The organism is Mycobacterium celatum (assembly GCF_002101595.1).
In the GTDB taxonomy this organism is placed as follows: Bacteria; Actinomycetota; Actinomycetes; order Mycobacteriales; family Mycobacteriaceae; genus Mycobacterium; species Mycobacterium celatum.
The window spans coordinates 111,344-123,885 of the sequence record NZ_LQOM01000048.1 but is presented as its reverse complement, the minus strand read 5'-3'; the positions used below and the strand labels follow the sequence as shown (position 1 = coordinate 123,885).

15 protein-coding genes are annotated in these 12,542 nt (G+C 67.8%); 8 read left to right on the top strand and 7 right to left on the bottom strand.

Annotation, left to right across the window (positions count from 1 at the left end; genetic code table 11):
• The first annotated feature begins 265 nt into the window (after window positions 1-265).
• Window positions 266-589 carry a DUF732 domain-containing protein gene (locus AWB95_RS21080; protein ID WP_085168607.1) on the top strand — a complete coding sequence of 108 codons (324 nt, stop codon included), beginning with the start codon at window positions 266-268 and terminating at the stop codon, window positions 587-589.
• A gap of 5 nt (window positions 590-594) precedes the next feature.
• Here AWB95_RS21080 and AWB95_RS21075 read toward each other — a convergent pair whose 3' ends face one another.
• Entirely contained in the window at window positions 595-1,278 is a 684-nt protein-coding gene (locus tag AWB95_RS21075; RefSeq protein WP_085168606.1) for a cupin domain-containing protein, read from the bottom strand.
• A gap of 51 nt (window positions 1,279-1,329) precedes the next feature.
• On the bottom strand, window positions 1,330-1,656 hold the full coding sequence (locus AWB95_RS21070; RefSeq protein ID WP_085168605.1) for a DUF732 domain-containing protein: 327 nt from the start codon (window positions 1,654-1,656) through the stop codon (window positions 1,330-1,332).
• Between the two features lie 94 nt (window positions 1,657-1,750).
• On the opposite strand from AWB95_RS21070, the gene AWB95_RS21065 reads away from it, so the two are divergent.
• Genes AWB95_RS21065 through AWB95_RS21055 form a run of 3 tightly spaced genes read left to right on the top strand, consistent with a single transcriptional unit; the run spans window position 1,751 to window position 3,500 of the window.
• On the top strand, window positions 1,751-2,464 hold the full coding sequence (locus tag AWB95_RS21065) for a Clp protease N-terminal domain-containing protein (RefSeq protein WP_085168604.1): 714 nt from the start codon (window positions 1,751-1,753) through the stop codon (window positions 2,462-2,464).
• A 56-nt stretch (window positions 2,465-2,520) separates the two neighbouring features.
• Window positions 2,521-3,027: a hypothetical protein gene (locus tag AWB95_RS21060; RefSeq protein WP_085168603.1), complete on the top strand. Its 507-nt coding sequence runs from the start codon at window positions 2,521-2,523 to the stop codon at window positions 3,025-3,027.
• Entirely contained in the window at window positions 3,015-3,500 is a 486-nt protein-coding gene (locus AWB95_RS21055; protein ID WP_085168602.1) for a GNAT family N-acetyltransferase, read from the top strand. Before AWB95_RS21060 ends, AWB95_RS21055 begins: the two co-directional genes overlap by 13 nt.
• Here the strand turns inward: AWB95_RS21055 and zapE are convergent.
• Entirely contained in the window at window positions 3,481-4,536 is a 1,056-nt protein-coding gene (zapE, locus tag AWB95_RS21050; RefSeq protein WP_085168601.1) for a cell division protein ZapE, read from the bottom strand. The two genes, AWB95_RS21055 and zapE, sit on opposite strands and share 20 nt — an antisense overlap.
• On the opposite strand from zapE, the gene AWB95_RS21045 reads away from it, so the two are divergent.
• The 4 genes from AWB95_RS21045 (at window position 4,535) to msrB (ending at window position 8,588) form a co-directional block, all read left to right on the top strand.
• The gene (locus AWB95_RS21045; RefSeq protein ID WP_062541920.1) at window positions 4,535-5,278 is read left to right on the top strand and encodes a pyrimidine reductase family protein; all 744 of its coding nucleotides are present in this window, start codon (window positions 4,535-4,537) and stop codon (window positions 5,276-5,278) included. The genes zapE and AWB95_RS21045 overlap by 2 nt on opposite strands.
• 71 nt (window positions 5,279-5,349) lie before the next feature.
• Window positions 5,350-6,906, top strand: coding sequence for an alpha/beta fold hydrolase (locus AWB95_RS21040; RefSeq protein ID WP_085168600.1), 1,557 nt, complete (start codon window positions 5,350-5,352; stop codon window positions 6,904-6,906).
• 12 nt (window positions 6,907-6,918) lie between these two features.
• On the top strand, window positions 6,919-8,184 hold the full coding sequence (gene aftC, locus AWB95_RS21035; RefSeq protein ID WP_062541170.1) for an arabinofuranan 3-O-arabinosyltransferase: 1,266 nt from the start codon (window positions 6,919-6,921) through the stop codon (window positions 8,182-8,184).
• Window positions 8,181-8,588, top strand: coding sequence for a peptide-methionine (R)-S-oxide reductase MsrB (gene msrB, locus AWB95_RS21030; protein WP_062541169.1), 408 nt, complete (start codon window positions 8,181-8,183; stop codon window positions 8,586-8,588). Before aftC ends, msrB begins: the two co-directional genes overlap by 4 nt.
• 64 nt (window positions 8,589-8,652) lie before the next feature.
• On the opposite strand, the gene AWB95_RS21025 is transcribed toward msrB, so the two are convergent.
• From AWB95_RS21025 to hemE, 4 genes are read right to left on the bottom strand one after another with little or no spacing between them, the layout of a single operon-like run.
• A complete protein-coding gene (locus AWB95_RS21025) occupies window positions 8,653-9,402 on the bottom strand; it encodes a class I SAM-dependent methyltransferase (protein WP_062541168.1) in 750 nt (249 codons plus the stop codon).
• Entirely contained in the window at window positions 9,399-10,094 is a 696-nt protein-coding gene (hemQ, locus tag AWB95_RS21020) for a hydrogen peroxide-dependent heme synthase (RefSeq protein ID WP_062541167.1), read from the bottom strand. Before hemQ ends, AWB95_RS21025 begins: the two co-directional genes overlap by 4 nt.
• A gap of 4 nt (window positions 10,095-10,098) precedes the next feature.
• Window positions 10,099-11,436, bottom strand: coding sequence for a protoporphyrinogen oxidase (locus AWB95_RS21015; protein ID WP_085168599.1), 1,338 nt, complete (start codon window positions 11,434-11,436; stop codon window positions 10,099-10,101).
• Window positions 11,433-12,482, bottom strand: coding sequence for a uroporphyrinogen decarboxylase (gene hemE / locus AWB95_RS21010; protein WP_062538191.1), 1,050 nt, complete (start codon window positions 12,480-12,482; stop codon window positions 11,433-11,435). The genes AWB95_RS21015 and hemE overlap by 4 nt, the downstream gene beginning before the upstream one ends.
• Window positions 12,483-12,542: the final 60 nt, after the last annotated feature.

The window sequence follows — 12,542 nt, the reverse complement described above, 5'->3', positions numbered from 1 at the left end:
GCGCTCCTGGGTGGGTGGCGTGCACAATACGTGCACAATACATGCAAACCCGAGCACCATATGCACGTAACGCGCGAAACGCACAAAGGCAACTATCAGCAGCTCAGCGGCCTAATCGCTGGTCGCCGCCCCGACGGCCACCGGGTAGAGGATCAACTTCAATCCCAGTACCGCGCACCATCGCCTCATGGGCATCCAAACTTCGCGGGAACGTCGAATCGGTCGTCGAGCGACAACGCGGCCGCGGTGCGACAATAAGCAACCGATGAGACGGCTAGTCACACTGATCAGCACCGCCGCCGTGATCGCCTTGGCGGCACCCGCGCTCGCCGAGCCTTCCGGCGACGATGCGGGCTTCCTCGAAGCGCTCAAGAATGCCGGCATCACCTATCAGAGCTCGGACAGCGCCGTCGCGAACGCCAAAGCGGTGTGCGGGCTCCTCGACGATGGCAAGGGCGCGCCGGAAATCGTCGCCCAGCTTCAGCAATCGAATCCCGGTTTTTCGCAACGGGACGCAGCCAAGTTCGTGGCGCTCGCGTCCGTCGCGTACTGCCCCAAGTACATGCAGGGCGGCGGCGACAATAAGTAGCTGCGCTACTTCAGGATCGTGATCGACTTGTCGATCTTCTTGAACGAGGTGAAGGTTTCGGCCGGAACACCGAAGACCGCCGACAATACGCGCGGCGGCAGCTTGCTGATCGACGCGCCAATCCCTATGTCGTCCTTGCCTTCTTGAGTGCTGGCATTAAACACGATGATCGCGTGCAGGTCTTCTTTGCCCGTGTTCTCGAAGTAGTGCAGTGACCCCTGCGGGGCGAAAATCACGTCGCCGGGATGGGCATCGAAAGTCTCGTCATGCCCCTGCGGGTCAAGCAGCGTCCAGGTGGCGACGCCGCTGACAACCACGCTGATCTCCCACGCGCTCGGATGCCAATGCGGCTCGCGAATACCGCCGGGCTGCAACGTCACAAACACCACGCTGGCCTGCTGGCCCTTGAGGATCGGGAAATTGTCCTCGTGCGCCTGGCGCAGCGAGCCACCGTCGAAATCGGTGGTGGGCAACGCCCCGAGCCGGAAGAGGTGTGATTGGTCAGTGATGAGTTCGGCCGGTATCCGGGGATCACCAAAGCGTGCGGCGTCGTCGGTCATTGGCTCGTCCTTAACTGTTGGATAGCCGGAAGGGCTGTTGGACAACGCGCGGTCGACACCCGCTCCGCCCAACGCTGCGGCCCCGGCAAGGCCGGCTCCCCCGAGCACCTTGCGTCGATTGATAGCCATCCACGGATACTAGGCTCGAGCCCGATCAGACCGTTGGCGTTCCAGCCCAAGCTAACTGGCGTCGCCGCCACCGCCATTCACGTACTGCGGGCAGTACGCGCTCGCGGCGATCGCGGTGAACTTGGCAGCGCCTGAGATCGTGAATCCTGGATTGAGGTCCGTCACCCTCTTGACGACTTCCACGTCCGACTGCCCCTGGTCCAACAGTTCGCACGCCGTTTTGCCGGCCTCGACGGCTTGATCCGCGCTTGCATAAGTGATGCCCGCCTTGTTGAGCGCGGCGAGAAATTGCGCATCGACGCCGCTCGGGTCCGCATGCGCGGGCGCGGCCATCCCGACCATGGCGGCAACGCCCACCAGCACCGGTAGAAGCCTCATCGCTCCATCATGGCCGACACGGGCGCGGTTGTCCTACCGGTAGTTCGTCAACCGACGGTTGACGAACCATTAGCGTCAACCTAGAGTTGACGGCATGCCCGACCCGACACCCATTACTCACCCCGTCCGCCTCGATGAGCTGATCAACGCCATCAAGCAGGTGCACACCGACGTGCTCGATCAACTCAGCGACGCTGTCCTGGCGGCCGAGCATCTCGGCGAAGTCGCCGACCACTTGATCCGGCACTTCGTCGACCAGGCCCGCCGATCCGGCGCCTCCTGGACCGACATCGGCAAGAGCATGGGCGTCACCAAGCAAGCCGCCCAGAAGCGCTTCGTGCCACGGGCACTCGACCCCAACCAGGGTTTCGAGCGCTTCACGCCCCGGGCTCGCAACGCCGTCGTCGCCGCCCAGAACGCCGCGCACGAGGCCCGCAACGGCGAGATCACCCCGGATCACCTGGTGCTGGGCGTGCTCAGTGACCCCGAGGCGCTGGCCACCAAATTGCTGACGGCGCAAGAGATCGACGCCCAATCCGTCCGCGCGGCGGTCACATTGCCGCCGGCGGTCGAGAAGCCGCCGGCGCTGATCCCGTTCAGCGGCCCGGCCCGCAAAGCCCTCGAGCTGACCTTTCGGGAAGCACTTCGCTTGGGCCACAACTACATTGGCACAGAACATCTCTTGCTGGCGCTGCTCGAACTGGAGGACGGCGCCGGGCCGCTGGACCGCGCCGGTGTCGACAAGGAGCGGGTGGAGGCCGACCTGACCGCGGCGCTGGAATCCCTGGTGTCCGGGAAGCCGGACTGAGCGCTGCGCGGATGTGCCATCATGCGAAGGTCGCAGAGGGGCGCCGAGGAGGGAACATGCACCGCTGGCTGGTTGCCTTGATCACCATCGTTGTCGCGAGCCTTGTCGCCGCTCCCCGTGCGTCGGCAGGCGACGCGCCGATCGGTCACATCGGCGACACCCTGCGTGTGGACAACGGCAAGATCATCGCCGACGTCACCGTCAGCTTCGTCCAGCCCGTCGATCCGCCGCCCGGTTTCGGCTACCAGCGCAGCGGCGTCCCGGTCAAGAGCTTCCCCGACAGCACGGTCGAGCGCGCCGATGTGGCGATCCACGCGATCAGGGTGCCCACCCCGTCCCAGATGGCAACCGACTTCAGCTTCGTCGGCGTGACGCCGTTCGCCGACGCGTACAAGCCCCGGCCCTCCGACGCGCCCGACGCGCTGGACGTCGTGCTGGGCAATGCGCCGGCAGGTTCCGTCGTCCGCGGCGGAGTGTACTGGGACGCCTACCGCGACCCGGTCTCCAACGTCGTCCTGCTGGACAGGAAGACGGGCGTGCACCTCGCGCAGTGGAACCTGTAGCGCCAGCGGATTCCGCCGACGTCGACGAACTCGCTGCGGTCGCCGAGTGCACGTTTCCGCTAGCATGTCCGCCGTCGGTGACGGCCGAGGACATGGCGTCGTTTATCGAGGCGAACCTGAGCGCCGCACGCTTCGCTGACTACCTTGCCGATCCCAACCGTGTGGTTTTCGTCGCCCGGCACGACGAGCGAATTGTGGGCTACGCCATGCTCGTTGGCGATGACGGCATCGAGCTCTCCAAACTGTACGTGCTGCCCGAACATCACGGCACAGGAGTGGCGACGGCGTTGATGGACGCGGCGCTGCAAGCCGCCTCCGAATTGGGCGGGCGCCGCGTATGGCTCGGAGTCAACAAGAGAAACCAACGCGCGCAACGCTTTTACGCCAATCACGGCTTTAGGGTCAATGGCACCAGGACATTTCGGGTGGGCGCCGCCGTCGAGCAGGACTACGTCATGGTTCGCGAGCTGTAGCGCTCAGCGCCAGCAGCCGCGACGTGGCCCGCAGGTACTTCTTGCGGAATCCACCGGCGAGCATCTCGTCGCTGAAGATGTGGTCCAGCTTCTCCCCCGACGCAGTGACGGGTATGCCGGCGTCGTAGAGCCGGTCGGTCAAGGCCACCAGCCGTAGCGCGACGTTTTGGTCGTCGATGCCGTGCACGCCGGTGAGGAAAACCTCTGTCACGCCTTCGATCAACGCCAGATAGCGCGATGGGTGCATGGTGGCCAGGTGTGCGCACAGCGCGTCGAAGTCGTCGAGCGTGGCGCCGTCGACCTGCGCGGCCCAGCCGGCGACCTGTTCGTCGGACGGCGGCTCGGGCGCCGGCGGCAGGTCGCGGTGCCGGTAGTCCGGGCCGTCGATCCGCACCACGGTGAAAATGCTTGCCAGCGTGTGGATTTCGCGCAGAAAATCCTGGGCGGCAAACCGGCCCTCCCCGAGCTGCTCGGGCAGCGTGTTCGAGGTGGCCGCCAGCGACACACCTCGCTCGACCAGTTGGGAAAGCATCCGCGAGATCAGCGTGGTGTTGCCCGGATCGTCCAGCTCGAACTCGTCGATGCACACCAGTGTGTAATCGGCCAGCAGGTCAATGCATTCGGCGAAACCGAACACCCCGGCCAGTTGGGTCAACTCCATGAACGTCGCAAAGGCCTTGCCGCCGTAGGGAATCGCGCGGTACGCCGACGCCAGCAGATGCGTCTTGCCGACACCGAAACCGCCGTCGAGATAGAGCCCCACGCCGGGCAGCACCTCGCGCTTGCCGAACAGCTTGCGGCGGCCGGCCCGGCGCTCGACGGCCTGCTCGCAAAACTGTTGGCAAGCCTCGACGGCGGCGGCCTGGCTGGGCTCCGCCGGGTCGGGGTGATACGACGCAAAGCTGACGTCGGCGAATGTCGGCGGCGGCGTCAGCTGCGTGATCAGTCGCTCCGGAGAGACGCTCGGGTGCCGATCCACCAGATGTCCCACCCGGCCCATGCAGGCACTGTAGCGACGTGCTGCAATCAACCTCATGGGCCTCACCCTGCTCGGGTCAACGCGGCGACTCGACGACGGCGAACTGTCCGAGCTGTACGCCTACCCGGCCGGGCGGACGTGGGTGCGGGCCAACTTCATCGCCAGCCTCGACGGCGGCGCCACCGTCGCCGGTACCACCGGCCAGCTCGGCGGGCCCATCGATCGGGCGTTGTTCAACCTGCTGCGCGAACTCGCGGACGTCATCCTGGTCGGCGCGGGCACGGTCCGCATCGAGAGCTACTCCGGCGCGCGCCCGAGCGTCACCCAGCGGCAGCATCGGCAGGCTCGCGGCCAAAGCGAAGTCCCGCCGCTGGCGATCGTCACCAAATCGGGTCGGCTAAGCCGCGACTTGCAGGTGTTCACCCGCACCGAAGTGCCGCCGCTGGTGCTGACCTGCACGGCGGCCGCCGAGGAGACGCAGCGTCGGCTCGCCGGGCTCGCCGAGGTCATCGACTGCTCACGCGACGACCCGGGCCGCGTCGACGAAGCCGCGATGCTGGCGGCGTTGGCCGATCGCGGCCTGGATCGGGTGCTGACCGAGGGCGGTCCAATGCTGTTCAGCTCTTTCGTCGAGCGCGGCCTGCTCGACGAGCTGTGCCTGACGATCGCGCCGTGCGTGGTCGGCGGTCAGGCCCGCCGCATCGCGACCGGTCCTGGCCAGGTGCAGACGCCGATGCGCTGCGCGCACGTCCTGTCCGACGAGGACGGCTACCTGTACACGCGCTACGTCAAGAGCTGATCGTTCGTGGTGATCGCAAGCGCGGCGAAGCCGGGCGCAGCGGGTCACCACCAAAGACCTACTGTGGTCGCATGAGCCGGCACGCCACTTTCGTCGCGGCGCTGATCGCGGTGACCGCGTTGGTGTCCGGCTGCGTGCCGGGGTTGGCCGCCAACCCGCGCTTCGCCACCAACTCCGGCGCCCACCCTCAAGGCAAGGCGACGACAAGCCGTCCGTCCGGTCCCCCGCCGATCGCCGCCCCGAAGAACGACCTGTCGTGGCATGACTGCACCTCGCGGGTGTTCGGCGACGCCGCGGTGCCGGCCGCCCCCGGCGTCAAGCTCGACTGTGCGAATTACGACGCCGACCTCGACCCGGTCAACGGCTCGGCGGGGACACTGACCATCGGCGTGGTCCGCGCCCAATCGGTGCAGACGCCGTCCGATGCGGGCCCGCTGGTGTTCACCACCGGCTCGGATCTGCCGTCGTCGGTGCAACTGCCGGTGTGGCTGTCGCGCGCCGGCGCCGACGTGCTGCGCAGCCACCCGATCGTCGCCGTCGACCGCCGCGGCATTGGCATGTCGAGCCCGGTGGACTGCCGGGACCAGTTCGATCGTCAGGAGATGCGCGACCAGGCGCAGTTCGAGGCCGGTGACGACCCGGTGGCCAACCTGGCCGACGTCACCCAGAACGCCACCACCAGCTGCACGGACACCATCGCGCCGGGCGACTCCGCCTACGACAACACGCACTCGGCCAGCGACATCGAGCGGTTGCGCAGCATCTGGGATGTGCCCTCGCTGGCGCTGCTCGGCATCGGCAACGGCGCCCAGGTGGCACTGACCTACGCCGGGTCGCACCCCGACCGGGTGTCGCGGCTGGTCCTGGACTCCCCGATCCCGCTGGGCGTGGGCGCCGAAGCGGCCGCCGAGCAGCGGGTCAAGGGCGAGCAGGATGCCCTGGACGCATTCGCCGCCCAGTGTGCCGCGGTGAACTGCCCGCTGGGCCCCGACCCCAAGGGCGCGGTCAGCGCGCTGCTGGCCGACGCCCGTGCCGGCCACGGCCCCGCCGGCGCGTCGGTCGCCTCGCTCGCCAACGCGATCTCGACCGCCCTGGGCTACCCCAGCGGCGACCGCGTCGGCACCACCAACGACCTGGCCACCGCGCTGGCCAACGCTCGTTCCGGCGATACCAACCTGCTGACGAGCCTGATCAACCGGGCCGAGTCAACCCGCGCCACCGACGGACAGTTCGTCAACGTCTGCAGCGACGCGCTCAACCGCCCGACGCCGGATCGGGTGCGTCAGCTGGTGGTCGCCTGGGCGAAGCTCTATCCGCAGTTCGGCACCGTCGCCGCGCTCAACTTGGTCAAATGCGTGCACTGGCCGAGCAGCTCCCCGCCGCAACCGCCGAAAAGCCTCAAGGTCAATGCGCTGCTGCTCGGTGTGCAAAACGACCCGATCGTCGGCTCCGAAGGGGTCGCCGCGGCGGCCGCCACGATCATCAACGCCGGCGCGGCCAGCAAGCGGGTGATGTGGCAGGGCATCGGCCACGGCACGGCCATCTACTCCTCCTGTGCAGTGCCACCGCTGATCAGCTACCTGGAGAGCGGCAAGCTGCCCGACACCGACACCTACTGTCCCGCCTGATATTTTGCGCGGGTGACGGCGCTCGATTCCCTGTTTCGTCCCCGCACCAGCGCGCCCAGCGTCGCGACCGTGCTGCGGTCGGTGCTGTGGCCGGCCGCGATCCTGGCGATCATCCACCGCAGCGTGGTGGTGACCACGAACGGCAACATCACCGACGACTTCAAGCCGGTCTACCGGGCGGTGCTGAACTTCCGGCACGGCTGGGACATCTACAACGAGCACTTCGACTATGTCGACCCGCACTACCTGTATCCGCCCGGCGGCACGCTGATCATGGCGCCGTTCGGGTACCTGCCGTTCACCGAGTCGCGGTATCTGTTCATCGCCTGCAACACCGTCGCGATTGTGCTGGCGGCGTATCTGCTGCTGCGGATGTTCAACTTCACGATCACCTCGGTGGCGGCTCCGGCGCTGCTGCTGGCGATGTTCTGCACCGAGTCGGTGACCAACACGCTGGTGTTCACCAACATCAACGGCTGCATCCTGCTGCTGGAGGTGCTGTTCTTCCGGTGGCTGCTGGACGGCAAGGTGGGCAGCCAGTGGTGGGCCGGCATCGCGATCGGGTTGGCGTTGGTGGTCAAACCCGTGCTGGCGCCGCTGCTGTTGCTGCCGCTGCTGAACCGTCAGTGGCGTGCCGTGGGCGCCGGTCTGGTGGTGCCGGCGGTGTTCAACCTCGCGGCGCTGCCGTTGGTCGTGCACCCCATGGACTTCTTCACCCGCACGGTGCCCTACATGCTGGGCACTCGTGACTACTTCAACAGTTCGATCCTGGGCAACGGGGTGTACTTCGGGCTGCCGACCTGGCTGATCCTGTTCATGCGAATCCTGTTCACGGTGATCGCAATTGGCAGCCTGTGGCTGCTGTACCGCTACTACCGCACCCGCGACCCCCGGTTTTGGATGCTCACGTCGTCCGGTGTGTTGCTGCTGTGGTCGTGGCTGGTGCTGTCGCTGGCTCAGGGCTACTACTCGATGATGCTGTTCCCGTTCCTGATGACCGTGGTGCTACCCAACTCGGTGATCCGCAACTGGCCGGCTTGGCTGGGCATCTACGGCTTTTTGACGATGGATCGCTGGCTGCTGTTCAACTGGATGTACATCGGCCGGCCGCTGGAATACCTGAAGATCACCTACGGCTGGTCGCTGCTGCTGATCGTGACCTTCTGCGTGCTCTACTTCCGCTACCTGGACGCCAAGGCCGAGAACCGGTTGGACGACGGGATCGATCCGGCATGGCTGACCGCTTCCGAACCTGCGCGCGCTAGCGTTGAGGTATGAGTGCTCCACGTGTGCAACTGACCGACGATGAATGGCGTCAGAAGCTGACTCCCGAGGAGTTCGCGGTGCTGCGCCAGGCCGGCACCGAACCGCCGTTCACCGGTGAGTACACCGACACCAAGACCGAGGGCGTCTATGAATGCCGGGCCTGCGGCGCGGAATTGTTCCGCAGCAGCGAGAAGTTCGAATCGCATTGCGGCTGGCCGTCTTTCTTCGACCCGGCAGACTCCGATGCGGTGATACTGCGGCCCGACGACTCGATGGGTATGCGCCGCGTCGAGGTGCTGTGCGCCAATTGCCACAGCCACCTGGGCCACGTCTTCGAAGGCGAGGGCTACCCGACGCCGACTGATCAGCGCTACTGCATCAATTCGATCTGCCTGAAGCTGGTGCCGTCTTCCTAAGTGCCGAGCGGCCAGTTATTGCACGCATTTCTGCCGTTCGCGTGTCATAACTGGCCACTGGGCGTCAACGACGGACAGCGTGGCATTCCCAGAACGGCGCGTGCACCCGGCCGCCCTCCAGCCACGGCTCCATTGCGCGGAATCGTTCCAGCATCTTCTCCGCCTCGGCGGCCATGTCGGGATTGCGCGCCGCCATCATCTCGATGGACTCGGCGCTGATGTTGACCTGGTAGGTGGTCGGGCCGAGATACGTGATCTCCCAGCCGGCGGCGGGAAGCACGTCACGAAAGTCGTTCTCCGACAACGACCGCAGCATTTTGAAGCCGTTGACGTTGTGTTCGCCGAACTCGAACATGTACAGCCGCGCGCCCGGCTTGGTGGCTCGCCGCAGCGCCTGGGCGTAGGACCGTCGCAGTTCGGGCTCGGTGCTGAACGTGTGGTAGAAGGCGCAGTCGACAACCGTGTCGAACCGGCCGTCGAACCCGTCCAGCCTGGTGGCGTCGGCCAGCTCGAAATTCACTGACACCCCGGCCATTTGGGCGTTCTGCCGGGCGCGCTCGATGGCGCCTGCCGACCCGTCGATGCCGGTCGCCGCGTAGCCCTTGGAGGCGTAGTAGATGGCGTGGTGGCCGGGTCCGGTGCCGGGGTCGAGCACCTCGCCCTTGATCGCGCCGAGCGCCACCAGCTGCCGGACCACCGGTTGCGGCCCGCCGATGTCCCACGGGGTGGCGGTCGGCAAGCCGTGCGACGTCCGCTCGTCGCGGTACATCTCTTCGAAACGGGCCGGGTCGGTGGGGTCGAAGGAGGTCGTCATGGCAGGGCGTTCACCAGCTGCTCGACGGGCACGCGTGGGCCGGTGAAGAACGGGGTCTCCTCGCGGGTGTGGCGTCGCGCGTCGGTGGCGCGCAGCTCGCGCATCAGGTCGACGATGCGGTGCAACTCGGGGGCCTCGAACGCCAGGATCCACTCGTAGTCGCCGAGCGCGAATGCCGGCACCGTGTTGGCGCGGACGTCCTTGTACTCGCGGGCGGCCATCCCGTGCTCGGCGAGCATCCGGCGGCGCTCCTCGTCGGGCAGCAGGTACCACTCGTAGGACCGCACGAACGGATACACGCAGATGTAGGCGCCGGGCTCTTCGCCGGCCAGGAACGCGGGGATGTGGCTCTTGTTGAACTCGGCCGGCCGGTGCAGCGCCACACTGCTCCACACGGGCGTGGACGCCCGGCCCAGCGCCGTCGTGCGGCGGAAGTCTTCGTAGGTGCCCTGCAGGGCTTCGACTCGCTCGGCGTGGGTCCAGATCATGAAGTCGGCGTCGGCCCGCAGGCCCGCGACGTCGTAGAGGCCGCGCACCACCACGCCGCGTTCTTCCTGTTGCTTGAGGAAGGTGGCGGTCTCGTCGACGATCGTGTCGCGCTGCTCGCCGAGCGCCCCGGGTCGCACCGAAAACACCGAAAACATCAGGTAGCGAAGGGTGGAGTTGAGGGCGTCGTAGTCCAGGCGGGCCATGGCTCTATCGTGCCACGGCCGCGCTCAGCAGCTGCGTCGCCGCCCGACCCGCCGCCGCGACGCAGGCCGGCACGCCGATGCCGTCGAGGTAGCTGCCGGCGACCGCCATCGTCGGCGGCAGCCCGGCCCGAATCTCGGCGACCACTTCGGCGTGGCCCGGCCCGTACTGCGGCATCGCGTCGATCCAGCGCCGCACGCGGACGTCCACTGGCTCGACGGCGACGCCGAACACCGCCTCCAGATCCTGTACCGACCAGGCCAGCAGGTCGTCGTCGCAGGCGCTCGCAGCCAGGTTGTCGCCGTATCGCCCGAACGACAGCCTTAGCAGCTCCATGCCTCCACGGCGTCCCCATTTGCGCGACGCCAACGTAATCGCCTTGGCATGCAACGGTTCTCCGCTGGCGACCAACACGCCGGAGTTCTCCGGAAACGCGGCGCGCACAGCCAGTGCCACCACCGCCGACGACGCGCTGACGATCCGGCGGGCGGCCGCGGCGGTGCGCGGGGCGATGCCCTCGACCAAGTCGGCCAGCCGGGGCGCCGGGACGGCCAGCACGACGGCGTCGGCGTGCCACTGGGCGCCGGTGTCGTCGTGCAGGACCCAGCCCGGCTCGATCCGCTTCACCGCGGCCCTCACCCAATTCGGCCGGGAGCGCCGCGCCAACTCGTCGACCAGCACCCGATAGCCACCGTCCACCGCACCGAACACCGGCCCGTCGCTGACGGCGGCCAGGGCGGTGTGCACGGCATCGGTCAGGCTGACGGCGCCGCGGTCGAGGGCCGCCGCTACCGCCGGGGCCGCCGAGCGCAACCCGATGGTGGCTGCCGAGCCCGCGTAGACCCCGGCGAGCAGCGGATCCACCGATCGGGTCACCACCTGCTCGCCGAACCGCTCGCTCACCAACTCGGCCACCGAGGGGTCGCTACCGGGTTGCCAGCCCAAAGGACGCTGAGGCTCGGTTTCGATCCGCGTGGTCGTCGCGTCGTCGACCAGCCCGGCCACCGAGGCCGGCGACGACGGGATGCCGGCGACCGTGCGTTCCGGCAACGGATGCAGCCGGCCTCCGCTGTAGATCAGCGGCCGCGCGCCGGTGGTAGCCAGTTGGCGGTCGGCCAGACCCAGCTCGGCCAGCAGCGCCGGCACTTCGGGCCGGCGCACCACAAACGCCTCTGCGCCCACGTCCATCGGCTGTGCGGCCAGCGTCTCGGTGCGCAGCACCCCGCCGAGCCGGTCGGCCGGGTCGAACAGTGTGATCGTCGCCTCGTCGCCAGCCGCCTGACGCAGCCGGTAGGCCGCGGTCAGGCCCGAAATCCCCCCGCCGACAACGCAATACGAGATCATAGTGAGTGGACCAGCGACACCAGCTCGGTCAGCACGCCAGGGTCGGTGTCCGGCAGCACGCCGTGGCCGAGGTTGAAGATGTGTCCGGACGCGCCGGCGTCGACCGCGCGCCGCCCGTCGTCGACCACCGCACGGGCCGCCCGTTCCACCACATGCCAGCCGGCCAGCAGCACCGCGGGATCGAGATTGCCCTGCAGCGCAGTACCGGGCTGAACCCGCGTGGCCGCGTCGGCCAGCGACGTTCGCCAGTCCACCCCCACCACCGTCGCGCCGGCCCCCGACATCGCGCCCAGCAGTTCGGCGGTCCCGACCCCGAAGTGCGTCATTGGCACGCCGTCGCAAGCCAGCGCCGCGAAGACCCGGGCGCTGTGCGGCTGCACGTACTGCCGGTAGTCGGGCAGCGACAGCGCACCGGCCCAGGAGTCGAACACCTGGATGGCGTCCACTCCGGCGTCGAGCTGCACCCGCAGAAAGCCGATGGTGAGGTCGGTGAGCTTTTCCATCAGCGCGTGCCAGCTATCCGGCTCGGCCAGCATCATCGCCTTGGTGCGGGCGTGGTGGCGGCTCGGGCCGCCCTCGACCAGGTAGGACGCCAGCGTGAACGGCGCGCCGGCGAAGCCGATCAGCGGGACGTCGCCGAGCGCGGACACCAGCAGCCCGACAGCATCGGCTACCGGCTGAACACGTTGCGGCTCAAGGGGTTTCAATGCCGCAACGTCGGCCGCGGTGCGCACCGGCGCCGCGATCACCGGCCCGACGTCGGGCACGATGTCCAGCTCGACCCCGGCGCCGCGCAACGGCACCACGATGTCGGAGAACAGGATCGCCGCGTCCACGTCGTGACGGCGCACCGGCTGCAGGGTGATCTCGGTAATCAGCTCGGCGGCGAAACAGGCCGCCATCATGCTGTGCTCCGCACGCAGCGCCCGGTATTCGGGCAGCGACCGGCCCGCCTGCCGCATGAACCACACGGGCACCCGATGCGGTTTGCGCCCCGTGGCCGCCGCCAGGTACGGCGACTCGGGAAGGTCGCGACGGTTACTCATTGGGCTCAATGCTGCCACGGCACGTGTGCTCGGCGGTGATTTGGGGAATGCGCCCTACGC